Consider the following 25,874-nt stretch of genomic DNA (forward strand, 5'->3'; position numbering starts at 1 on the left):
GCCAATGCGGCCTTTTTGCTATTTGCTTTTCTACTCTGATTCCTTGAAAATACCCCACTTTCATTTTTGCTTAAGAGAATTTCAATGTCTGCTGCCATCTATTTAGTCAAAGGTCGTGAGAAGTCTGTTGTTAGACGCCACCCTTGGATCTTTTCTCGTGGGATCGATAGGGTCGAAGGTAATCCACAATTAGGAGAAACCGTTGATGTTTATGGTCACGATGGCAAATGGTTAGCCAAAGCAGCCTATTCTCCTGAATCTCAAATTCGAGCTCGCGTATGGAGCTTTGAAAAGCAAGATATTAACAGAGCGTTTTTTGTAAAACGCATCCAAGACGCTCAACTTCTTCGCGAAGATGTGATTGAGCGAGATGGCTTAACTGGCTACCGCCTTATTGCAGCAGAATCTGATGGCATGCCTGGTGTGACCATCGACCGTTACCAAAATTTCTTCGTCTGCCAACTTCTCAGTGCTGGCGCCGAACATCAAAAGCAAAATATTGTTGACGCATTAATTGAAGTTTTCCCTGACTGCAATGTGTACGAGCGCTCAGATGTTTCCGTACGTAAGAAAGAAGGTCTCCAAGAAACAACCGGCGTTTTACATGGTGAAATGCCACCAAAATCTGTTGTTATCGAAGAAAATGGCGTCAAAATTAGCGTTGATATTGTCGGTGGACACAAAACCGGTTTCTACTTAGATCAGCGTGACAGTCGCCAACAAGCGATGAAATACGTCAAAGACAAAGAGGTTCTCAACTGCTTCTCATACACTGGTGGTTTTGGCCTCTATGCCCTAAAAGGTGGCGCAAAGCGCGTGATTAACGCTGATGTCTCTCAACCAGCACTCGATACGGCAAAGTTTAATGCTGAGCTCAATGAATTCGATATTTCTAAGAAACGCGCTGTTTTCCTAAACGCAGATGTCTTTAAACTTTTGCGTGAATATCGAGATCAAGGCACCAAATTTGACGTGGTGATCATGGATCCACCAAAGTTTGCTGAAAGCAAAGCGCAGCTCAATGGCGCATGTCGTGGCTATAAAGACATCAACATGCTAGCCTTTGAGATACTCAAATCCGGTGGTACATTGCTGACTTATTCATGCTCTGGTTTGATGGATTTAGCTCTTTTTCAAAAAATCATTGCTGATGCCGCAGTTGACGCGGGTCGTACTGTAAAATTTGTGGAACGTTTCGAGCAAGCTGCGGATCACCCAGTTGATACGGCTTATCCAGAAGGTTTTTACTTGAAAGGCTTTGCATGTAAAGTTATTTGATGTAGGCATACCATTGTAAACATCAACATGTTGGCCATGCAAATACTGAATCCAGGCGGTACTCTACTAACCTACTCATGCTCAGGCTTGATGGACCAAGTGCTATTCCAAAAAATCATCGCCGATGCGGCGGTAGATGCAGGCCGCAGTGTTAAATTTGTCGAGCGTTTTGAGCAAGCTGCCGATCACCCAACCGACACCGCTTACCCAGAAGGTTTCTACCTCAAAGGCTTTGCGTGTAAGGTGTTGTAAATTCTGAATCGCACTTTAAGCAAAAAGAGCCTCGACAAAAATCGAGGCTCTTTTTTATTGCTTGCTTATATTACCAGTTGCTTAGACCAAATTGCAGACAGCACAAAAAACCGGAGCTCTTACAAGCTCCGGTTTTCGTTATTTTAGTCCTTTAAATGGTTTAGGTTATCCATCAAGCTGCTGGTGATATCCGCTGCCGACGCACCATCAAAGTCAATCGTTAAGGTTTGCCCTCCTTTGACGATAGTGAGGTGTGATGCACTCGCATCATCGGAAACGCGAATAGACACGTCTCCTACCGCCCCTTGATTGTCACCACTACCGAGATCGGCCAGCAAGGTATCGATATCCGCTTTAGACATATCGTCAAAGAGATCCGCTAGGTCCAGCTTGTCGCCTTGCGACGCGTTGAAGTCCGTAACACGATCTCTCGCCGTTTCCATATCAACCCACTTAAAGATATCCGCACCATCGCCACCGGTTAGGATGTCATTACCAAGACCGCCGATAAGAAGGTCACTTCCTGCACCGCCAAACAAGAGGTCATCACCAAGGCCACCATCAAGGACATCGTTTCCAGCATGTCCTAGGATAATGTCGTTGTTGTCTGTACCTCGGATTTGGTCATCTCCAGTAGAAGCGTTGAACGATGAGGTTGCTGCAGCATTAGACTCGCCATTTGGACTCACATTGAGTGTTACTAGCTGTTCTGATTCAACACCACTCACATCCTTGACTGTCATTAGCACTTCAAAGGCCACTGATTGACCAGTGTTAATCTTCGGAGCACTTGAATCAGGCTGGAAGTAGTAAGAACCATCTTGTCCAATACGGAAGTCACCATACAGAGTGGAAACAAGTAACTCATTGCTAACGCTATCCACACTGAATGACAAGCTATCAGGCATATTGATTACAGAAGAGTCAGTGTCAATCATCTGAATGACTTGCGCTTTCGTCGCATCAATAACCACTTCTGTTGCATCATCACCCGAAACCGACATCAACAATGAACCAGCGGTACCAATAGTAGGACGAAGTTTCGGCAAATCGGTAACTAACTTCTCGTCTGGTATGTAAACTATATTATCTGCACTTCCAGATACTTGAATCAAACCAGATGATGGAACATTGGCTTCACTACCCACGCCAACAGCTGTTACATCTTTCCCTTTGATGAACGCAGCCCAATCACTTCCTATTGTTCCTTGGTTTTGAGCCCCGTCACTCAAGAAATAGATCACATCGTTTGTATCACCAGTAATACCTTTAACTGTAGCATCTTGATAGCCCGCCATAACGGCGTCAACGCCTTGGTCGTAATTTGTCCAACCTTCCGCATCGAAAATACCGTTGTAGTTATCATTGTCAACATTAGCCAAAGCACTATTCAACACAGAAATAGCTTGAGTGACCGTCATCCATACACTTGATGAGCCATTCGTTGCATGAGTCGCATCAGTATCAAAGTCAATCATTTGTACTAATACGCTTTCGCTACCCTGTTGAGACTTAACGTTTTTAAGCAGCTCAATAGACGCTTCCAATACATACTCAATCCTTGATTCTGTTAGACCAGTCGGCTTAGAAGCCATTGAGCCCGACGAATCAATCACAAGCGAAATAAGCGTCGTTGGAACCTCACCACCTTGATCAGCAAGCACATCATTGCTTGCAGCCGCATTGACTTCCGTACTTGCACCCACATCTGATTGCGGTAGCGAATTCTCTTTAGCCACAACATGAACATCGACGTCTAGCGCTTCTGATGAAGGAGTACGAACCACCAAATTATCGTAGTTGATGCTTTGCGTAGAATTACCTTCTATATCGATGACCCAAACTTGCTCACCATTTATATTTTGGAAGCCACCTAAAGTTTCGCCTGTGTCTTTATCGATAATCATCGTTCCATCAGGAAGTCCTTTAATTTGGACTTCATCAAGATACTCACTGCCGTCACGATCGGCGACTGATGCAGATAGGTTCAGCACTGTCTCTGTGATCTGTTCTACGTGATAGGTACCATCTGGATTTAAAGTCACTATCGCATCCGAGAACACTAGTCGTTCGATTTCATAAAGATGATCACCCGTAAGCTCCCAAGACGTTCCTGTTCGAGCAGACGCGTCTTTACCTGTTGAGTCAAATACAGCCCATTGATCAACTTTCCCACCAAAATCACCATTGTTAACCAAGGTATAGTTAGATAACGGACCTGAGTAGATAACGGTGTCAACGCCATCATGATCAGTTGTGGACAAAGAGTCGTCACCGTCAATCTTGTCATCACCGGCCCCGCCAACAAAGACATCATTACCATACTTTCCGTACATAGTGTCAGCTTGAGCACTACCGAATAGAACTTCTGAGCCATTCGTTCCGGTAGCATTTCGGTTTACTTCAACAACTACCCCTGTAACACCCAATGCAGCTTTATCAGCTTCAGACAATACTTGACCATTAACCAGTTTAGTATGAAGGGTAGAGTCCATCGTTACGTTAGTTGTAACGCTATCACCGAACACTACCGTTACATTAGGCGCATCAGCCACCGCTTTTACTTCCAACATCACTGTTGCAGTATCCGTTTTATGACCATCAGAAACCGTCACTGTAAATGGCACATCATCAAAGTGTTTGTTTTCAGCTGGTTTAAACACTGCACTTGTCACTACACCATTTGCATCATGTGTTAGCACTAAGCTTCCGTAGCTTGGGTCGACACTGACATTACTAATATAAACTGCGTCACCATCAGGGTCGGTCGGATTCAATGCACCCAAATTGAGCGAAATCTCAGTATCTTCCGTGCCTACCTCACTAAATCGAGTGTCTGCAAGATGTGGTGCATTGTTGGTCGATGTTTCTGTAGAGTCAGTAACGAAATCAATCGTTCCTTTATCGGTACCCTTATCGCTATCAGTCGCTTCATAAACAACCTCTTCAGACACAGCAGCATCAACAACTTCAACTGACTGCAATGTGACATTGGAGTTGCCGTTGTCGTTTGGATTATCTGTGCCATGAGTGGTGTAGACTCGAATTTCATCAAATCCACCATCGACTTTGATGTTGGCTGTAAAGACACCCGAACCGTCATAAATAGGCTGTTGATCATCATCGTAGATAAACTCTTGAACCACTTGCCCATCTTTAAAGACAAGCACATGGATTTGAGCATCCGCCGAACTTGTGTCGTTGTAATTCCCCCAAACGCTACCAAAAGTAACATTGGCTTCTTTTACCAAGACATCCGTCTTTCCTTGTGAAATTTGAGAGAAATCTACACTGATGTAATCTTTCGTGCTGACATCAAGTTCAGAGCTACCAACACCAAGGCCTTTTTCATTATCCGCATTATCGAAAAATAGTTCATCCGGGGTTAATGAACTGTCTGTATCTGGTCTTGAACCCGTATAGTGTCCGCCAGAGATAATGACGCCGCTATCAAGAACAAAGCTCGTTACGGTATCGTCTGCATATACCCCTTTGAAATCAGTTTGAGCATCAAAGCTCAGCTTGTCATTGACATCATCATGTAAATCGTACTCAAGCTTATCCGTCACTTTTACAACTGTGTCTTTCGTGACTTCTGTACGGCTGCCATCGCTGTTGACAACGTAAACGGTTCCCAAAACAGGAAGAGAATCGAAACTGATCGTTGTTTCTTTTGCGTCCGTTGAGTTGGCATCATCTTCACGATCCGTAACAACATCAATTTGCTGGCCATCTGCTGTGCTTTCAGTTTCAAAGTCAAAACCGATAACAGAAGAATCAGGAGATAATGTAACAACGAAGTCATTACCCTGAGGCCCCTCATTGACGGCTAGCTGGTCACTATCTTTAAACTCCAAATGACTTGGCTGATTGCCATAGGTAATTTCAGCTGAGATTGATAGCTCGTCACCTACGACTGAACCAGAGTCAATAGAACCAGAGATCGTCCCTGCTGCAATATGTTCAGGTTCTAGCGCAAAGCTTTGTGTTACACCCTCAATAACTATCGTGAGCATCGCACCAACAACAGCGCCAACAGGCAACGTTATCGTATAGCCCACCGTAGAGCGATCACTGTTGATCACGTCATCCTGATCTCTTTCCAAACTCACTTTAGGCGCAAACAACTCTGAAGTCGTTTTCGTACCATCGGTAAACTTAAAGTTTTCAAACTCAATGAAAGTGTTCACATCACCATTGGCTTCAGTGATTGTGACAGAGCCATCGGTATTAAGTGCAACCGAAGCGTTTGTAGATGCGAAATTCAACTCAGCTGTATCATTACCAGCACCACCATCAACCACTAACTTGTTGTTGGCATCATCTTGGTTTGATTTGAATAGATCATCACCGCTACCAAGTAATACAAAGTCATCCGTTGATTCTGCAAGCGCTGGATCATAAGTACCATGGTAGTAATGAACCGTATTAGACGCTTCGCTGACATTGCCAAAAGAGTCTTTCTCTTTTGCATACAAGAACTCGTTATCATTCAGTGGAATGGCTGATTCGTTCGAAATATCCAGTGTCCATGACAAGTCTTGTTGAACAGTTGCTGTTCCAATAGTGACATATACACCGTTAGCATCTTTAGCAAATACTTCAACCTCATTACCAGGTTCACTACCGGTGCCATGAAGAGTAACGACAGAATAGTCAGACCCAGATGAATCATCAGTGACTTTTGTGATAGTTGGCGCGTCTGGTGCATCTATATCAAAGAAATACGGTTCAGTTGTAGTCGCGACAAACGTGTTTCCTGCAACATCAGATACAGTCACCTTAGCTGTAAGAATTGCTCCACCATCTACTTCTCCATCCGGGATCAAGTTAGAGCCTTTGGTTACAAACTCAAATTTATACCCAATCTGGTTACCATGAGCATCCAAATGAGGCTCGTTAGATACGAAACCTGAACCAATAAGCTCTCCATTTACGTAAAAGTCGATTTTATCATTAGGCTGAGCATCCTTATTAACATAACCAACAACGGTCACATCGGCATTAGACTCATCAGCACTTATCTTGTGGTCACCGGCTATGTTTAGGATGTCGATTTCGGCGAGGACGATAGTATCTAGGATCGCACTGTCAGTGCCTTTCTCTGACACGTTGCCCGCTTTGTCGGTGATGGTCGCTTCAACGGTCAACGTCGCGCCTTCTGCTGGCGCCGCTACCGTGGTCAACACTTCGCCCGCGTCGATTTGCGCTTGAGTCAGTTCGATGTCCGTGCCGTTCACCGTCAGGGTATCGCCTGCTACCGCATTGGTGCCCGTTAGGGAGATGGTCACATTCACGTCACCAGATAGCTCTGCCGCGCTGATGTAGCCGTCGTTGTCCCCATCTTCTGTGATGGTCACGCCTGGCGCTCCCGCCGCGGTCGTATCTAGGATCGCACTGTCAGTGCCTTTCTCTGACACGTTGCCCGCTTTGTCGGTGATGGTCGCTTCAACGGTCAACGTCGCGCCTTCTGCTGGCGCCGCTACCGTGGTCAACACTTCGCCCGCGTCGATTTGCGCTTGAGTCAGTTCGATGTCCGTGCCGTTCACCGTCAGGGTATCGCCTGCTACCGCATTGGTGCCCGTTAGGGAGATGGTCACATTCACGTCACCAGATAGCTCTGCCGCGCTGATGTAGCCGTCGTTGTCCCCATCTTCTGTGATGGTCACGCCTGGCGCTCCCGCCGCGGTCGTATCTAGGATCGCACTGTCAGTGCCTTTCTCTGACACGTTGCCCGCTTTGTCGGTGATGGTCGCTTCAACGGTCAACGTCGCGCCTTCTGCTGGCGCCGCTACCGTGGTCAACACTTCGCCCGCGTCGATTTGCGCTTGAGTCAGTTCGATGTCCGTGCCGTTCACCGTCAGGGTATCGCCTGCTACCGCATTGGTGCCCGTTAGGGAGATGGTCACATTCACGTCACCAGATAGCTCTGCCGCGCTGATGTAGCCGTCGTTGTCCCCATCTTCTGTGATGGTCACGCCTGGCGCTCCCGCCGCGGTCGTATCTAGGATCGCACTGTCAGTGCCTTTCTCTGACACGTTGCCCGCTTTGTCGGTGATGGTCGCTTCAACGGTCAACGTCGCGCCTTCTGCTGGCGCCGCTACCGTGGTCAACACTTCGCCCGCGTCGATTTGCGCTTGAGTCAGTTCGATGTCCGTGCCGTTCACCGTCAGGGTATCGCCTGCTACCGCATTGGTGCCCGTTAGGGAGATGGTCACATTCACGTCACCAGATAGCTCTGCCGCGCTGATGTAGCCGTCGTTGTCCCCATCTTCTGTGATGGTCACGCCTGGCGCTCCCGCCGCGGTCGTATCGACTACATAATCACGCTCACCCGAGCCGCTAAACGGATTACCCGCCCAGTCGTCTCCCGTTACAGTAGCGGTAACTTTGTCGTCCTGAGCTAAGTCAGATCCTGAAACAGACACTTCCCATGTTTTATTACTCAATACCGAAGTAGTGTAGGTTACACCATTCACCACAACGGTCACTTGATCACCAGGCCTTGCATCGCCTCCAACGGAGCCCGTTACTTTTACTAGGCCTTCGCTTTCTGCTTTATTGACCACATTGTCATCTGTGATTGGGTCGATCTTGATCGTTCCACGTGCAAACGTATCCACTAGGTAGAATTCCGTAGAAGTCGCTGAGCCAATATTACCCGCCGTGTTTACAACATCTACTTTGGCATCGACGACATTATCTGAATCTGCGCTTAAATCTGAGCCCTTAACTTCTATACTGTATTTACCGTCGACAACTTCACCAGTGTATTCAACGCCATTGATAGTGAGAGTAACAACGCCCGACGAGAAAGATTCACCAGTTACCGTACCGGTCACTGTGACTAAGGAGTTTACTTCTTGGGCATTAATCACAGAGTCAGAGGTGATTGGATCAATGTCGATGTTCACGTTAATTGGCGTGTCATCAAATCTATGAACTGACTCACCTTTAGACGTGACTTCGTTACCTGCTGCATCAGTTGAATTAACGGTAACTTCAAAAGCTGTGTCGACAGCAAGGTCTGAACCACTTACTGATAGCTCCCACGCGCCGTCTTCAGAAACGCTACCTGTGTACTCTTTACCGTTAATGATTGCGGTAACAATATCTCCAGTTTTGATGTCACCACCAGTCGCAGAACCAGTCACTGTAATAGTTTGGTTTTTCTCTGTTTCTGTAATTACATCATCTGAGGTAATTGGATCGACAGAAACCGTACCTGCCTGAGCTGTCGTATCTAGTGTAAACGTCAGTGTGCTGCTGCCAGAAGTGTTGCCTGCTGTATCTGTTTGACGAACGATGATCGTATTGTCGCCTTCCACTGGTGTTGGCGCGGTAGTTGTCCATTCACCATTGACAAAGTACTCCACCGTCGCGCCTTCTTCGGTGCCTGTAACGGCGAAATCGCCTTTATTGGTCAGGAAGTCGTCGGCCAAACTGCCACTGTCAATATCGAGCGAAATCTGCGGTGCATCTGGCGCTGTGGTATCGAGAGTAAACGTCAGTGTGCTGCTGCCAGAAGTGTTGCCTGCTGCATCGGTCTGACGAACGATGATCGTATTCTCGCCTTCCACTGGTGTTGGCGCGGTGGTTGTCCATTCACCATTGACAAAGTACTCCACCGTCGCACCTTCTTCGGTGCCTGCAACAGTGAAATCACCTTTATTGGTCAGGAAGTCATCCGCCAAGCTGCCACTGTCAATATCGAGCGAAATCTGCGGTGCATCTGGCGCTGTGGTATCGAGAGTAAACGTCAGCGTGCTGCTACCTGAAATGTTGCCTGCCGCATCTGTCTGGCGAACGATGATCGTATTATCGCCTTCCACTGGTGTTGGCGCGGTAGTTGTCCATTCACCATTAACAAAGTACTCCACCGTCGCACCTTCTTCAGTGCCTGTAACGGTGAAATCGCCTTTATTGGTCAGGAAGTCGTCGGCTAAGCTGCCGCTGTCAATATCGAGCGAAATCTGCGGTGCATCTGGCGCTGTAGTATCGAGAGTAAACGTCAGTGTGCTGCTGCCAGAAGTGTTGCCTGCTGCATCGGTCTGACGAACGATGATCGTATTGTCGCCTTCCACTGGTGTTGGCGCGGTGGTTGTCCATTCACCATTAACAAAATACTCCACCGTCGCACCTTCTTCGGTGCCAGCAACAGTGAAATCGCCTTTATTGGTCAGGAAGTCATCCGCCAAGCTGCCGCTGTCAGTGTCGAGCGAAATCTGCGGGGCATCTGGTGCTGTAGTATCGAGAGTAAACGTCAGCGTGCTACTCTCAGATGAATTTCCTGCGTCATCGGTTTGGCGAATAATAATGGTATTTTCACCTTCAACAGCGACAGGTTCAGTTGTTGTCCATTCACCATCCACAAAATATTCAACAGTTGCGCCATCTTCGATATCTGTGACCGTGTATGAACCATCATTTGTTAAAAAGTCATCAGCTTTGGAGCCACTGTCCGTGTCTAGTGTGATAGTCGGCGCCGATGGTGCAATGGAGTCAATGTCTTGTAATGCTGTGTTAGCATCATTTAGTAGATCAAATAGAGAGAGGCTTTGTGCTTCGTTTAAGCCCAGCGCTTGTAATCCTTGAGTGCTAAAGTCCGTACTTGCCAAAGATTCTGCACCAATACGCGAAATCGTTCCGCCAGCCACTAAGCTTGAACCACCTGTTTCGCCTGCGGCCGTCGCAAAATCGTCACCCAGTTGCGTCGGGTCCTGTCCTTCTTCTAAGGCAGCAAAAATCTGTTGAATGTCATCAGTGATGTTGGTTTCACCAGCATCGGTTGCAATGCGAAATTGGGGTACATCTGTTTCTTCCAGCGTTTCAATAACCAATTCGCCCGGAGCAATGGCTTGTCCTGGCGCAAGAATTTTAATGTTGCCGTTTAAATCCAGAACAACAATACGACCAGCAGTGAGAGACGCTCCTGCAAGGAAGGCTGTGAAATCCATAAATAACCTCTGAGATGACTGTAGTACTTTCGTCAATTTTTTGACTGGCAGACTAGTTCTATTTTCTTACCCTATAATATATCAAACCGACATAGATGTGACATCTCAAAATCCCGTCCAATTTACATTTACGTCACTTATTGGCGACTTTGATCACGCAGTCTCATTTTTGAAGCAGAATCACAGTTTGATTCGCTTCGTTAAAAAAGCCAAAACGCTATATAATTCAATTTCAATAAGTTAGAATTTGATCAATAAATCCACTACAATGTCAGAAAATGAGACTTTTCATCTCTTTTGGCATATTCACACAAGTAATACTAGTGTTAAAAAATTGACGATTTGCTTTAACAATCTCAAAATTAAGACAGTTAATGCTTTAGAATTAGTACAAATAGATTAGTAGGAGAAACACAGTGAAGTGGACCCAAATAAATGCATTTGCCTTAGGTGCAATGCTGACACTTCCTGCTACAGGGCAAACTCTGGAGCAAGCTATCTCGATTACATTAGCGACCAATCCTGAGTTAAAAAGTGCATTTAACGAGTTTGTGAGTAAACGCTATGCCAATGAAGCCTCATCCGGCGCGTACTTACCTCGAATCGACTTAGACGCTGGTATTGGTTACGAATCCATCAATCCAGCAGAGGGAGAATCTACCGATCTCACTCGAAAAGAAGCCTCTTTAACCTTCACCCAGTTGATTTGGGATGGTTCGTCGACGCTAAACGATATGGATCGCACTGCGGCCGAAGCCGAGTCTCTTCGTTACCAGTTACTCGCAGATGCTCAAAACAAAGCGCTTGAAGTAACAAAGGTTTACTTAGATTCTGTTAAAGCGTATGAAATTCTTTCCCTTTCAGAAAGTAACCTCGCTACCCACAAACGTATCTATAGTGATATTAAAAAGCGCGTGAATTCTGGTATTGGCTCTACTGCCGATCTGTCACAAGTTGAAGCTCGACTAGCAAAGGCACACGGAAACTTGGCAGCAGCTCAAAATAACTTATTTGACTCACACACCATGTTCACGCGTCTTGTTGGTCAAACGCCGCAATCGCTTATTTTTCCGCGCGCCGACCAAACTCAAATTCCATTCACTTTGGATGAAGCGGTCAGTCAAGCGTTTAATCAACACCCTGTGATTAAAGTTTCGCAAGTAGATGTCGATTCTGCTCGTTATCAGTACAAGCAGACCAAAGGTCGCAACTACCCAACGTTTTCTTTTGAAGCCTCACAAACTTGGCGTGATGACGCCGGCGGCGTAGAAGGAAACAGCGATGAGTTAACCGCAATGTTGCGCATGCGTTACAACCTATATAACGGCGGAACTGACTCTGCAAACTCTGAAAGTGCAGCTTACCAACTCAACAAAGCGAAAGATTTACGTGAACGCACATTTCGTAGTGTTGAAGAAGGTTTGCGTCTCGCGTGGAGTGCCTTGGATTTAACTCTGCAACAAAAAGAGTTCTTATCTGATCACGTGGACTCCGCGTCAGATACTGTTATTGCTTATGAGAAACAGTACCGCATTGGTAAACGAACATTGCTGGACTTGCTCAATACTGAAAACGAGCTATTTGAAGCACGTAAAGGTTACTTGGATGCGAAGTATGCCGAGCAATACGCTAAGTTCCGTGTGATGAATGCAACTGGCCAACTGTTAAATGCACTGCGTGTGGATATTCCTAAAGAATGGGTTGAAGGAGTGGAGTACTAATATGAAAGCATTTATTTTGCCTCTCATTTGTTTAACATTTGCGGCAACGCCCGTGATTGCAAGCGATAAAGCTGATGAGTACGACTACTTGGCGACACCACGCGCCGATCAACTTGCCGATCTGCAAGACCAAGATCGAGACGGCGTGATCAACGCGAGAGACTTGTGCCCTGATACACCAAGTACTGCTGAAATCGATAATGACGGTTGTGGCACTTACGTTAAAACCTCGCAGCAGATGCAAATCCGAGTTTTGTTTGCGAATGACTCAGATAAAATTAATCCTGTTTTCCGTAAACAGATTAAAGAGATGTCAGAGTTTTTGAAGCTTTACCCATCAACTTCAATCGAACTACAAGGCTACGCAAGCCGCACAGGTAATGCAGAACATAACTTAGATCTGTCAAAGCGCCGAGCTAATAACGTACGTGAAATGTTGATTGGTTATGGTATTGCTCAAAGCCGAGTACGTATCGTCGGCTTCGGTGATAGTGCCTTAGCCAATGAAGGGACGGATGAAGTCAGTCACGCACTTAACCGACGTGTCGTCGCCTCTGTTGTAGGATACAAAGGGGACGTGAAAGAAGAGTGGACTATTTTTACTAGCATACCGAAAGCGAAGAAGTAGTTTTTCACGTAAGGGGCATTTCGCCCCTTTTCTTTTACTCAGAAATTAATCTCGCATTGGTAACTCTTGGATTAAGTGATACTCTTAGCGACGGTTATTCATAACGAGATTTTACAATGAGCAAATTGACCGCAGATACCCAAGCAAACCTAGAATTATTTATTGAAGAGACTCAAAGCACCAAGTTGGTTTGGGGTTTGCGTAACGAAGAAGGATGGCTAGCTTGTGACTCAACAGAGTTTGAGCAAAGTGAAGTTATGCCATTCTGGTCAACCAAAGAAGACGCTATGGCACATAACGTTGAAGAGTGGGCTGACTTTGAAGTGTTAGAAATTCCTCTAGACATCTTCGTTGAAGATTGGTTGATCACCTTAGATGAAGACGGTGTTCTTGTTGGTGTTAACTGGAATGCTCAACTTGAAGGTAAAGAAATCGAACCGTCAGAATTGGCAAAAATGTACCTGTAATCTTCAGATTCGTTTCATTTATCTATTTCAGACCAGCATTACAATGCTGGTCTTTGTACATTGGAACATTAAATCTCTTCGCTCTATCGAAAAACACTGAAATCATATGCATATTTTATTGTTAGTTATCGAGTGGATCACACCGTTCTCCGTACGTAAAAGATAAGATAGACGACTGGCTTCCCCTTTCTAGCACCATGTTTATACGTAAATTACTTTTATGGATCGTTCTGCTGTTTTGTTCCGTACCCGCTTTCGCAGAAAGCAGCAGTTTTCATCATTGGTATCAGTTCTATCAACAGAAACTAAAAGCCGATGACGGCGCAGCCTTTGACTTGCTACAAGAGCGTTACTCAGCACTATTGCCGAGCGCCGAGAAGCTCTACGTCAGCGGGCTACTGTTTGATTACCTTTCAAATAGAGATCAGCCCTACTATGGTGCAAGTCAGCATCGAGATAGCCACTTTGCTCGCCAAGAAGCTCTCTATGTGGATGCAATGTATTTGCGCAAAGAGGGGCAATACGATTCTGCCGTTGAGAAATTCCGAGCCGTATTGAATCATGCCGCTCAACTCGATGAAAAAAACACCAAAGAACTCATTTACTATCAGCTTTGCTACACGCTGAACGAGCAAGGTGAACTCCACAAAGCGAAACACTTCTGTTCAAAGCTGCAACAGCAGATAGATAGCAATGACAGTACATTACTGCCGAAATACCTGAGCTATCGTATCATCGCCAACAATTTCAGCTACCGAGGCGAGCCCCATCTTGCGCTAGCAAACTACCAGAAGATGCTGCGCACCCTACCCGCTAACGCCGATCGTTCAGGCGCTTTTAATGATATTGGCAACCAGTTGCGTGAAGTCAGCCAATTTCAACAATCAGAAAACTACCTTCTCGATGCTTTGGCAATTAGACGAAATGCAAGTACGCCAACAGAGCTCGCTCAAGTGTTACACAGCCTCGCGCAACTCTATGCTGATTGGCATAAACACGAGCAAGCGGAGAGTTATTATCAACAAGCACTTGCCCTATTACGTAAAGACCAGCATACCTTCGGTCTCGCGATGACCTACTCCGGACTTGGCTCTCTGTATATTGAACAAGGGGAATTCGCTAAAGGGAAGGAACTGCTTAATCAAGCGCTAAATGAAGCCAACTTAGGTCAAAATCACCGTTTAAGCGCGGAAATTCATTATCGCTTTAGCCTTGCCTACTTACAGGCAGGGGAACTTCAGGCGTCACTTTCTCATGCCGACCAAGCGTATCAATCTGCGGTTTCAATGGATTTTCTTTCGCTTCAGGCAAAAGCATCACTACAACTTTCTGAGACTTATAAGGCACTGGCTGATTTTCCCCGAGCCTACGAGTGTTACCACCGATATGCCGAGATCGAGTTTCGATTAAGAGACAAAGACACTACCAGTGCACTTGAAGCGTTGGATCTTGCTCAGCAGCAGTTTGAATACCAGTTGCGCATTGCACAGTTGCAAAGTGACAACGACAAAAAACTGATTGAGCTGCAAAACTACCAACAAAAAAAATCACTTTATAGCTTATTGATCGCGGCAGCGCTTATCGTTGTTGGGTTATTTTTTCTCACCAGTCAGCAAAAAAGAAAGCAATCTCAGCTCGATATGATGACGGGAGCATTGAATCGTGGCTCAGCGATCAAAGCAATTAAGCAAGCCAGCTCAGCAAAGCGTCCACACAGCAAAAACGTTTTGATTCTGTTTGATCTCGATAACTTCAAATGGGTCAATGATCAGTTTGGTCATCCAACGGGAGATAAGCTGTTAATCACTATTTGCAAAACTTTGCTTGGGGAGCTGCAAAGAGGCGATATTCTTGGCAGATTAGGTGGTGAGGAATTTATCTTGTTGCTGCGAGAAGTCGAAGATATCGATGTGCAATTTCGCGTTGAAAAGTTACATGACCTGATTAGTGAGTGTCGTGTCGCTTCTCCATCAAATACCGCAGTGTCTGCTAGTGCTAGTTTCTCTTTTCTCGCTACTCCTAGAGCGCTTTCAGATTTCGATGAGCTCTATTCTATCTTGGATCAAGCGCTTTATCAGGCGAAGAAAAACGGCCGTAACACCATCATTGATGCCTACAACGCCGCGATTTAAACCCATATTTGATTGAACAGAAAATGAAAAAGCGATAATTCCTGTGCGCTAAAGGCGCCAGAGAATTATCGCGACTCAACAGCAATGCCGTCATCTTGTGTTTCGTTTATTAAGATTCGGCGTGCTGCTTTTCAACTAGAGAAGCCATGATCGCCTCACGGTTGTCTAAATAGTCATTGAGACCCACTTTACGTAAGTGACAAGAAGGACAATCACCACAACCATCACCAATGATGCCGTTGTAACACGTTAAGGTTTTTTCTCTGACCAATTGCAAAGCGTTATTTTGATCCGCAAGCGCCCACGTCTCTGTTTTATTGAGCCACATGAGTGGTGTTTGGATCACTAATGGCTTATCCATGCCCTTCACAAGCGCACTGTTCATCGCTTTGACAAAGTCATCACGACAATCTGGATAGCCAGAAAAATCGGTTTCACACACTCCAGTAATGATCGTCTGTGCGCCAATTTGATAAGCGTAAATGCCCGCCAAAGTGAGGAAAAGAATGTTACGACCAGGAACAAACGAGTTGGGTAAACCATTCTCCTGCAGTTCATGAGATACAGGAATATCGTCGCGAGTCAGTGAACTGATGGCCAACTCATTGAGCAGCGTCACATCCATCACTTTGTGTGCAGCCACACCCAGTTCTTTCGCCAGATTTTGCGCCACTTCGATTTCAAGACGGTGACGTTGGCCATAATCAAACGTGATGGCATGCACTTCATCAAATTCATTGAGTGCTTTGACTAAACAGGTCGTCGAATCCTGACCACCACTAAAAACCACAACGGCTTTGTTCATAAACAATCCCTCTTACGCGATACTCAGGTACTTATGTGTTTGAATCGACAAACGCCAATTGCGCTTAATACAGGTGTCGATGCACAACTGAGTGGCTCTCTCTTTTTGACTAATAGGTTGCAGTGCGATCACCGTTGTTGCAGGCACTTGAGCGCGAAGCAGTAAAGCGTCTAACTGGTCGATGTCTTTCTGGGTACCGACCGGATGTTTGATCTCGTTGGCTCGTTGTAATGCACTGTCTAAGATCGGCAACTTACCTTTCATCGCGACTTTAGGCGATACCGTCACCCAAGTGTTTTCGCTTGCTTTGACTTCGTAAGTACCACTGGTCTCTATCTGACATTGGCAGCCAATGGCTTCAAATGCTTGTGTCAGCTCAGTGAGATCGTACAAACAAGGTTCACCACCAGTAATGACGATGTGCTTGGCGCTGTAACCTTGACGTTGGTACTGCTCAACAATAGCTGCGGCATCCGCTTGACACCAAGTCGGACTGTCCCCTGTTTTAACGATGATCTCAGCAAAGCTTTGTTCATCTTGCTCTGCTGCTTCCCACGTTTGCTTGGTATCACACCAAGAGCACCCTACAGGACAAATCTGCAAGCGCACGAAAACCGCTGGAACACCAGTAAACACACCTTCGCCCTGAATGGTTTCAAACATCTCGTTAACTTTGTACAACGTCACTACAACCCTAAAAATTTTTCGCAAGGCGCAGACCTTAAATGAGACTCGCCCCGAGGTCAAATGAATCTCTTCTCAACGAAAAAATTCATTGTTAATTTGGCTCATTTTATAGTTTCATACGCCTCATTATTCTTTTCTCTTTTTCATTTTCATTAAGTGTAGGTAAGCATGTACAAGTTGATTGCGCTGGATATGGACGGCACATTACTCAATAGTGACAAACAGATCTCTGAACCCAATAAGGAAGCGATTCGCCAAGCTCGCGCTGCAGGCGTGACCGTGGTACTTGCTTCAGGCCGCCCGTTAGAGGGGATGCAAAGCAAACTGGAAGAATTACAGATCGATTCAGACAAAGACTTTGTTCTTTTTTACAACGGTTCGATGGTTAAGAACGTGGCAACGGGTGAGATCATCCATGAGCAGATCATCGATGGCAAAGCGGCGAAAAAAATCGCTCGTTTGGCTGATAAACTGGGGGTATTTGTACACGCGTTCAGCAAAGAATTTGGCCTGATTACTCCGCAAAACAATCCTTACACCGATATTGAAGCCAACATCAATGGTCTCAGTATTACCGAAATGAATTTTGATGCCTTAGCGGATGACCACCCAATCATCAAAACCATGATTGTGGCGGAGCCCTCAGAGCTCACCAAAGCCATCGCCGCCCTACCCGCCACATTGCATGATGAGTTCACCATTGTTCAAAGCGCACCATTCTTCCTCGAGTTTTTAAACCCAGCCAGTAATAAAGGAATTGGCGTGGCTGCGATTGCGGAATATCTCGGCATTCGCGCGGAAGAAGTGATTTGTATGGGGGACGCAGAAAACGATCACCACATGTTGAAATACGCAGGGCTTGGCATTGCTATGGCTAACGCGATGGAAGAGACCAAGCAAATCGCAGATTACATCACTGACAGTAATAATGACCATGGCGTCGCAACGGCGATTGAGAAGTTTGTCCTGCAAGCCTGATGAGTGCTAGAGAGGGATTGTCTCCCTCTCTACTACCTTCAAACTGGGAGCAGGTTAATACTTTATCCTTTTTTACTTAATTTTTACCGTACAATTAGCCGGTAAAGTGATAGCATTAGTGTGATTACTTTAATCTCAACAAAGTGAGCACTAAATGTTTGTTAATCTTTCAATAAAACAAAAAATTATCTTCCCTGTTTTTCTTATTATTTCTCTATTCGCCATTAGCTCTGTGTTGAATATTCTCGCTTCTCAAAAGCAAACCGAGCTTACTCATACCCTTCGTGATGACATCATGCCAACGCTCTTCACCATTGAAGATGCGTATCGTGATATGTATCAGGCGACGTCCGCGATCCAAGGTTTGGTTCTTTCTGATACCAAACAAGAAATTGAACGCGAGCAGTTTGAATACAAAGACAACGCACACAAAGCTATTCCTCGTATGAAAGCGGCGCAAAAGTTAATCGATTCAGGACTTTTGCCTTCCAGCGCGCAACGTGAGCTCGACGTGTTAGTCACACTGGCCAATAGCTGGCTAAAGGATTACGAAACGTTACTCAGCCTACCTGAGGATCAGTGGTTTACGTATTACGATGAAAACAAGGGCACATTCGATAAGAAGTTTTCAGCGACTCGTAAACAACTCAATGTCGTGAAAGAGCTGATTGAAGCATCACAACAAGAGTTACAAAAGCAAGTTAATGATGCCTCCGCACAAGCTGAACGCACTTTGGAACTAGGCACTCTATTTGTTATTGCCCTTGCGACTGCGATGTGTTGGTTCCTTATTAAAGCCATCGTGACGCCAATTGAACATATTCGTACCGCCATGGATGAAATTGCCTCTGGTGATGGCGATTTGCGTCAACGCATCGAAATGGATAGCAATGATGAAATCGGCCAACTTGCTGGCGCGTTTAACGTGTTTGTCAGCAAAATCCAAGCAACCATTGAGCAGGTGGTGAATACGACCAATAATGTCCGTAGTGAAATGAACCAGCTAACGGAAATCACTCGCTCTGTTGCAGATTCAACCTATCGCCAACAACAAGAAAGCGAAGTGGTGGCCGCTGCCGTGCATGAAATGCAAGCAACCAGTCAAAGCGTGAGTGACAACGCAACGGATGCCGCAACAGAAAGCCACAACGCTGATCAAGAAGTGCAAAACACCAGTCAAATTGTTGATAGCACTGTGGACGCGATCCGCCGCCTTGCTGACGATATCAACAACGCAAGTCATGTGATCCACACACTTGACGATGATGTGAGTAACATCGCTTCTATTTTGGACGTGATTCGTGGCATCGCAGAACAAACCAACCTTCTGGCGCTAAACGCAGCCATCGAAGCGGCGCGTGCTGGTGAGCAAGGCCGTGGATTTGCCGTTGTCGCAGATGAAGTACGTTCACTCGCGAGCCGCACTCAGCAAAGTACAGGTGAAATCCAAACCATGATTGAACGCTTACAAGGCGGCGCGCGCCAAGCGGTATCGGTAATGGAATCAAGCAAACGCAGCAGTGACTCCACTATTGAGTCAGCGCAATCTGCAACTCATTCTCTGCAAGAGATTTTGCGCGCGATTGCCAATATGAGTGAGATGAACACACAAATCGCCACCGCAGCGAATCAACAAAGCAGCGTAAGTGAAGAAGTCAACGCCAACGTTCAACGCATCGCAGACAACAGCAGCGCGATTGTGAGTGTGGTTCAAAATGCCGAGACCGCCATTCAACGTCTATCACAGCAATGTGGTCAGTTGGATAGCCTTGTGTCGCAGTTCAAATGCTAATTTGCCAAGAGTAAAAAAAACGCCTCGGACAAAAAACCGAGGCGTTTTTATTTCTTCACTTAATTCTGTTGATTGAAACGCTTTGCTAAAACTGCAAACAATAAGGCGATGAGTGGATAACGAAGAGTCTCGACAATGAAAGAATAGAGACCACTGTAAGCGATAACACCTTGAGCCAAAGTGATGATCAAGTTGAAGGAAAGCAACGCCACAACAATGATCAACGTATGACCTTGAGAGAGTGATACCTGCGTGGTTTTGAAGAACACCACCAACAGTGAAATCACAATTAATGTGGCTAACCAAGCGGAAAACACCGGTAATGGCCACATAGCGGTTAACACCGCAGCCAACACGGCCATCGCAATCCAAACGCTTTTTGCGCCAAGCAACTGAGCGACGTTCACATTCGGTTTGCTATCCAAACGAATGATGTGCCACGCCACTAAGCCACCGAGCAAACCACCAATCATCATATCGGCGATAAACGCGGCGCCAGAGTAGAATTTGCCAAACATCATCACGCTGATCACTAACGAAGTCAATCTTAGTGCTCGTCCACTTCGCAACCAGCCTAGTCGGCGTAAAATCAAAGCAGATAAACACGCCCAAACCGCAATAGGTAAGCTCGGAAAACCGAAACCATAACTTTGCGTCATCTCAAGCACTGGCCAATAGACATGTGGCCTAGGAAGAGCAAACCCTTGTTGAGCAACCAAGCAAAGCAGTGACGTAGCAACAACGGCAAAAAACAATTGATAGGTAAAATCTCGGCCAAAACGCCACATAGCTAATGGCATTACCACTAAAAGTATTTCAGGCGAAGTCAGATAAATCGCGAAGTAGCTGAGCAACAAACCCAATGCGCTCAGCACTGGAGACGATGCAACAAACGCTTGTAGTTGCATTAACCAACCCAGCTCCACTTGATGATAACTTGGCGCCGATTCAACCAAATCATTGACGTAGGCCACCGCTTGATCCGTCGCTTGCCCAAACATCTGTTGCACCATTGGCCATTGTTGCGGATAACGGTATTGACTCGCTTCAAGCGCCAAAGGAGACAGTAGCATTGCAGAGGCAATTTCGACGCCGTAGTGTGGGGCGAACCAAACCGGAAGCTCATTACCATCTAAACTATTGTTGAAGTTGAACGCCACTACCGATGAATCAGAAATACAGTCATAGAATACCGCCTGTTCATTGTAGCCAAGCACTTTACCTACGGTAACCACCAGCCCGGTTTCTTCCCAAGTTTCTCTTTGCGCGGTAAGCGCAGGGTCCTCACCCGCAATGATCGTTCCTCCAGGAAGAGAAATTTGATGAGTTAAGATCTCATTGACTAAAACCAACTTGTCATCTGCACGGACGATACACAGCGCCCCTTTCAATCCCTCAGGTAATGAGGTTGAAGAGGTCGCAAAAGAGAAAGTGGAATACACCAATGAAATAATGAGACTGAATACAACGAAAAATGACCGCTTATACACGCCAGACAACCTTTACTTTACCTATTGTTTTATTTGTATCTTTTGAGAACGAAGCCATCGATTCGTACACCGAGATCTCTTTACTCAAAAGAGTTGGCGCAATAATGACAGGAAACTCGATATTTTTCGACCTAAATTAACTTCAATCTGCGAGATGAAAGCCGTATTGAACGTCGTATCTATCGTCCCAAACCATAGCCACGTCTCTCGGTTGACACCCTACTTCACTCCTTTGTGTCTTTAGCCGTTAAAAAGAAACAAGCCTCGCAAACGAGGCTTGTGGGTAAGTTAAAGTTTTGTCCAAGCTTGTTGCCAATTAGTGCCCACGCCTGGCTCATAGGCACTCGGGGTTGAACCACACCATAAGTTATAAGGCCATGACTTACACTGGTATGTCGAACCTACATTAGTCACGACGTCACCCGCACTGTAGTTTGTCCCCGCCACATAAGCATTGGCATCGGTTGGCGGTGTTGGCTCTGGTGTTGTTGGCGGTTCGGGCGTCGTTGGGGGCTCTGTTGGTGTGGTGCCAGAGCCCGAACAATCTGAGCTACCGACAACTTGCCATACTCCCCACGGGCCAGAGTCAGACGGGTTATCCCCTTGAGTCCACCAGCCGGCTTTCCAAGATTGACCAGCCCAGCTCACCACGTCACCCGTGTTGTAGACTTTGCTTGCCTGCCATTCGTTAGCGCACGTGCCATCTGGTGGTGTGGTGGTATCTTTCGCGCTTGCCGAGACTTCCGCGCGATAGATCGTTGAGGTTTTGTCGATTTCAAATGATAACGCCGCTTTGGCCGTACCCGCGGAGCTTGCCCCGAACTCAATAGAGACACGACAGGTTTGACCATTAGAAAGCGTCGATAATGTACAGAGATCACTACTGATCACTGGCTTGGTGGCAACGCCAGATCCGGTCACACTCAAGCGGCCAACCGTAAAGCTGCCTGTGCCTGTGTTTTTGATCGTGAAAGTGTGATTTTTCAACTCACCAACATTGAATGCCGTGAGTGTTTGAGAAGGCGTATAGCCAACAGAAACGGTCTCTGAAGGCGGTGTAACATTACCGACAATGCCATCGACAAAGCTGCGAAGCGCAGCAATATCACTGTACACGCCGTATTTACCTGGGCGAGCGCAGCCAATGCCCCAACTGACGATGCCAAGTTGCGTAATGGAACCCGCTCGATTGATAACGATCGGTCCGCCGCTGTCACCTTGGCAAGAATCTATGCCACCTTGTGGCACGCCAGCACAAAATGCTACGTCTCCCACATTGGCGTAACTTCCCCCCGCTTGGCGACACGTGGCATCCGATATCAATGGAACATCCACTTCTTGCAATACCGTTGGTGAGCTGCCACCTTCTGTCGTACGACCTAGCCCCGCCACCGTCAGCCAGTCACCCACCGCAGCGTATTGAATCAAACTGCCCGCCGCAATATCAACCGCCGTCACACCCTGCGGTATTTGACTAAGTTTGAGTAGTGCAATGTCATTTTCAAAGGTCGATTTGTTGTAGGCGGGATGCATGTAGATTTGGCTGACGTTGGATCGCACCCCATCCGTACCGTTGTAAACCACGCCACCGATTTTGACGGCGATCTGGCTTGGTAAATCGCCATCAACACAGTGAGCAGCCGTCAGCACATAACCATTGCCAATATAACTTGCCCCACAATAAGAGCGGTTGCTGTTACGGCTGACAATTTGCGTGTAGAACTTCCATTCACTCGCATTGGCGGGAGTACCGCCAACGATACGAGGCTGAATGTCATTCTGTTGAAAAACGTCTGTTTGCGTCTGTGAAAGAACCTCTGCACTGACCGATGCTGACAACATCATCAAGCTGAGCAGAGTAAGTTTCCCTGTCGATTTCAATGTCATTTCCTCTTGTTTAATCGGGCGCTTATTGCGCCACATATTAGACAAGCAGATAAAAACCGACCTCCCAACTCGATTTATAAATTATTTATAGAGCTTGCGAGAGACGTGCAACATTCGAGCTAAACATCTTGTTACATTCACACAACAAAATGATCCGTTTCACACATTTATCTTACAAATCAATCAGTAATAGTCTTTTCATAAGCGAGACTGTTGCAATAACAGCGCAAAAGGAGTTGATCTCACCCAGAGTAACCACTCAGTTTTTCAGCGATTTTCTCAACCAGTGGATATGCGGCTGAAAGCCATTCTTCTCGTACAAGGCAATCGCAGTTTGGTTGAAATCCCACACTTCAACAAACACTTGTTCAACACCATAATCACGGAAAGTTTGTTCGATTTTGGCTAATAGCGCCTCAGCAATCCCTTGTTGGCGAAACGGCTTACCAACGTATAACTCATCGACACTGCCCATAGGTAAAGGGCGGCTCACTGTCGAAATCAGCTCGCAAAAATGCCCTGACACAAACCCCACCACTTCCTCATCTACTTTGGCGACAAACACCAAACATTCAGGGTCATCGAGATAGCGAGCAATACTTTTCTCTTGCTCGATCTCTTCTGCGCTTTTAAAAAATTCAGGGCACTGTAGATGATGCTCATCATGCAAATCGAACATCAAATCATTAAGGGCTTCAAGGTCTGAAGGACGTGCCGCTGATAAGACGACTTTATTCATGGCTTATCTGCTACATATTCATAAAGTCTACATTGTAGTGAAACTGAGCGTAAAAATCCTTCTTAAGCACTTGAACTGTTTGCTTGTAGCCTGCCTTGCAACCGTTTTTCGAATCTTCAGTCGCGTTATCAATCTATCCAGCGATGAACATCATTTAAACCTTCGCTTGATGGCAGATTAACGAATAGATCTTGTGCTCGCTTTTGATAAACAACGCACAGTTCCGCTTAGGATCGAGTAAAGACAAATATAATCACGAAAACTGAAAAATCGTGAATTGCTCAAAAAGTCCTATCTCTCGTAAAAATATACAAGCATCGCCACCTTATAAAGTAATTTTATAATCAGATAATATTGACAAATGCAACATTAACCATTTGTGTTGTTTTTTCGAGCTTGAGGCCAATTAACAATTAAGTCATTTAACAACTTACCTTTATATTGATAATTTCATTTCGTTGTCCATTCAGATTCAAATAATAAGACAAAAATTAAAACAATACTGTTGCAATAAATAATGTCGAAAATTAAACAAGTCAAATGCAAGCTATTAAGTAAACGTAAATTTTACATAGCAATACATTTGAACGATTAAAATCAATTTATTTAATCTTAATAGGAAACTAAAATGAAGAGTTCATTTTGTTACACGACGTTATCTTTGATAATATCAGGATGCCTTTTCTCAACCGCATCTTATGCTCAAAAGCCCGTAGAAGAAACAGCCACATCAACAACTATTCGTGCCGTCAATAAGGTAGGTGGATTTGTCGCTAATATCAGCGCCTATACAAGTAATATCACACCCTATAAAGTTTCGTTTATTTCAGGAAAAGCCGGAGCGTTGGGTGCATCGTTAGGCGTTGTTAATACACTGACTAAAATCATTGTCGAGGCGTCGATTGAAGCTCAATGCCAATCAACTGAAAGTAATGACCAACTTGAAAATTATTGTGAAACACCACCAAGTTTCGTTCAAGATAAATTCTGCATCGCGAATACAGACAATGTTAATAAAAGCGATATTCAGGTTTTAATCTCTGATATTATTGTTCCCCGCTCAAATAATGGCATTCAGCCTCAACAAAGCATCAACGTCCCCCATGGCTCAGAAGCTTGCATCAGCATTCCTAAAGAAGTGGGTAATGTCTCAGTGGTAAATGGCAAAAATCAGATGGTCGTTGACAGAGTGCTACCGATAGACTTTTTCTCTGGTAATTACGGTATGGTGATAAAAAACGGAAAACCATGGTTGAAAAAGAAAGCACCGAGAGCTTTCTATAATATGACTCTTGCTCATAAGGCTTGCTACAGCATCATGCTCAACAGCTCATTTGATCTCGATGGCGGCGTGAGAAAATGCATGGATAAACTCGCAAATGGCGACCGAGCCAAGCGCGCAGAGTTAGAAAAAATCTTCACCATCACAATGGACCACGCAGATTATCAAGAAGTAACCCGCACTTTGAAAAAGCGTGATTTGAATGATTTTTTACGTCATGCAGTCTATCATCAGAAACACCCATCTAATCCGGATATCTTTGTGCTAAGTGGTACTCTGATGATCGACGATAATACATACGCGACAATTGAGCCTATGGATATCTTCCGCGAAAATGGAGAACTCCTGCTTCCTGATAGCATTGCGGTATACAAAATTAATACCACACCGAGAAATGCACCGAATCTTTTAGGTGAATCATCTGCACCCGATCCAGCAGTAATTGTTGATACAAATAGTGGACCGCTTGATTTTGCCACAGCAACCCCAGTGGACAATAATATCCCTGGTAGAGTTGAATCTATCGATTTTTAATTTTTCACTTGCAAAGCAGCACACTCGTGCTGCTTTAATTTAGTTAATCATCTTAAACATTAAAAGAATAATATTATTTTCTAAACACCCCGTTCATTTAACATTTTTAACAAAGTCATAAGTACGTATTTTTACAATCTCAAAAATTTAACAACACCAACAAACCCAGCAATTATAATTTAAAAACATCTCAATTTTGCAATAAAAACTCAAACACGAACCAATATAAATCGAACAAAAATCAT

General features: G+C 45.4%; 15 protein-coding genes. 9 read left to right on the top strand and 6 right to left on the bottom strand.

Annotated elements, in window-relative coordinates:
• Positions 1-84 precede the first annotated feature (84 nt).
• Positions 85-1,278, top strand: a complete 1,194-nt coding sequence (locus VV1_RS12930; RefSeq protein ID WP_011080553.1) for a class I SAM-dependent methyltransferase — start codon at positions 85-87, stop codon at positions 1,276-1,278.
• A gap of 36 nt (positions 1,279-1,314) precedes the next feature.
• Positions 1,315-1,530 (top strand): SAM-dependent methyltransferase, encoded by a 216-nt coding sequence (locus VV1_RS12935; RefSeq protein WP_372585676.1) that lies wholly within the window; start codon positions 1,315-1,317, stop codon positions 1,528-1,530.
• Between the two features lie 143 nt (positions 1,531-1,673).
• Here the strand turns inward: VV1_RS12935 and VV1_RS12940 are convergent, their stop codons facing one another.
• The gene (locus tag VV1_RS12940; protein ID WP_011080555.1) at positions 1,674-10,487 is read right to left on the bottom strand and encodes an Ig-like domain-containing protein; all 8,814 of its coding nucleotides are present in this window, start codon (positions 10,485-10,487) and stop codon (positions 1,674-1,676) included.
• A gap of 416 nt (positions 10,488-10,903) precedes the next feature.
• Here VV1_RS12940 and VV1_RS12945 point away from each other — a divergent pair, with 416 nt between their 5' ends.
• The 4 genes from VV1_RS12945 to VV1_RS12960 all read left to right on the top strand — a co-directional run bounded on the left by VV1_RS12945 (position 10,904) and on the right by VV1_RS12960 (position 15,435).
• A complete protein-coding gene (locus VV1_RS12945; protein ID WP_011080556.1) occupies positions 10,904-12,208 on the top strand; it encodes a TolC family outer membrane protein in 1,305 nt (434 codons plus the stop codon).
• Between the two features lies 1 nt (position 12,209).
• Positions 12,210-12,836, top strand: a complete 627-nt coding sequence (locus VV1_RS12950) for an OmpA family protein (RefSeq protein WP_011080557.1) — start codon at positions 12,210-12,212, stop codon at positions 12,834-12,836.
• Between the two features lie 116 nt (positions 12,837-12,952).
• On the top strand, positions 12,953-13,303 hold the full coding sequence (locus tag VV1_RS12955; protein ID WP_011080558.1) for a DUF2750 domain-containing protein: 351 nt from the start codon (positions 12,953-12,955) through the stop codon (positions 13,301-13,303).
• A gap of 197 nt (positions 13,304-13,500) precedes the next feature.
• Positions 13,501-15,435 carry a diguanylate cyclase gene (locus VV1_RS12960; RefSeq protein WP_011080559.1) on the top strand — a complete coding sequence of 645 codons (1,935 nt, stop codon included), beginning with the start codon at positions 13,501-13,503 and terminating at the stop codon, positions 15,433-15,435.
• A gap of 109 nt (positions 15,436-15,544) precedes the next feature.
• On the opposite strand, the gene queC is transcribed toward VV1_RS12960, so the two are convergent.
• Together queC and queE are read right to left on the bottom strand one after the other, a co-directional pair.
• On the bottom strand, positions 15,545-16,240 hold the full coding sequence (queC, locus tag VV1_RS12965) for a 7-cyano-7-deazaguanine synthase QueC (protein WP_011080560.1): 696 nt from the start codon (positions 16,238-16,240) through the stop codon (positions 15,545-15,547).
• A gap of 12 nt (positions 16,241-16,252) precedes the next feature.
• A complete protein-coding gene (queE, locus tag VV1_RS12970) occupies positions 16,253-16,903 on the bottom strand; it encodes a 7-carboxy-7-deazaguanine synthase QueE (protein ID WP_043877152.1) in 651 nt (216 codons plus the stop codon).
• 192 nt (positions 16,904-17,095) lie between these two features.
• On the opposite strand from queE, the gene VV1_RS12975 reads away from it, so the two are divergent.
• Together VV1_RS12975 and VV1_RS12980 are read left to right on the top strand one after the other, a co-directional pair.
• Positions 17,096-17,905, top strand: a complete 810-nt coding sequence (locus VV1_RS12975) for a Cof-type HAD-IIB family hydrolase (protein WP_011080562.1) — start codon at positions 17,096-17,098, stop codon at positions 17,903-17,905.
• A gap of 154 nt (positions 17,906-18,059) precedes the next feature.
• Positions 18,060-19,697, top strand: a complete 1,638-nt coding sequence (locus VV1_RS12980) for a methyl-accepting chemotaxis protein (RefSeq protein ID WP_011080563.1) — start codon at positions 18,060-18,062, stop codon at positions 19,695-19,697.
• Between the two features lie 59 nt (positions 19,698-19,756).
• Here the strand turns inward: VV1_RS12980 and VV1_RS12985 are convergent, their stop codons facing one another.
• The 3 genes from VV1_RS12985 to VV1_RS12995 form a co-directional block, all read right to left on the bottom strand.
• A complete protein-coding gene (locus tag VV1_RS12985) occupies positions 19,757-21,187 on the bottom strand; it encodes a bifunctional NUDIX hydrolase/phosphatase PAP2 family protein (protein ID WP_011080564.1) in 1,431 nt (476 codons plus the stop codon).
• Positions 21,188-21,475: 288 nt separating this feature from the next.
• Entirely contained in the window at positions 21,476-23,110 is a 1,635-nt protein-coding gene (locus tag VV1_RS12990; RefSeq protein WP_011080565.1) for a trypsin-like serine protease, read from the bottom strand.
• A gap of 223 nt (positions 23,111-23,333) precedes the next feature.
• The gene (locus tag VV1_RS12995; RefSeq protein ID WP_011080566.1) at positions 23,334-23,813 is read right to left on the bottom strand and encodes a GNAT family N-acetyltransferase; all 480 of its coding nucleotides are present in this window, start codon (positions 23,811-23,813) and stop codon (positions 23,334-23,336) included.
• Positions 23,814-24,441: 628 nt separating this feature from the next.
• Between VV1_RS12995 and VV1_RS13005 the strand changes: the two genes are divergently transcribed.
• On the top strand, positions 24,442-25,629 hold the full coding sequence (locus VV1_RS13005) for a hypothetical protein (protein ID WP_011080567.1): 1,188 nt from the start codon (positions 24,442-24,444) through the stop codon (positions 25,627-25,629).
• Positions 25,630-25,874 lie beyond the last annotated feature (245 nt).

Origin of the sequence: Vibrio vulnificus CMCP6, assembly GCF_000039765.1 — a bacterium.
In the GTDB taxonomy this organism is placed as follows: Bacteria; Pseudomonadota; Gammaproteobacteria; order Enterobacterales; family Vibrionaceae; genus Vibrio; species Vibrio vulnificus_B.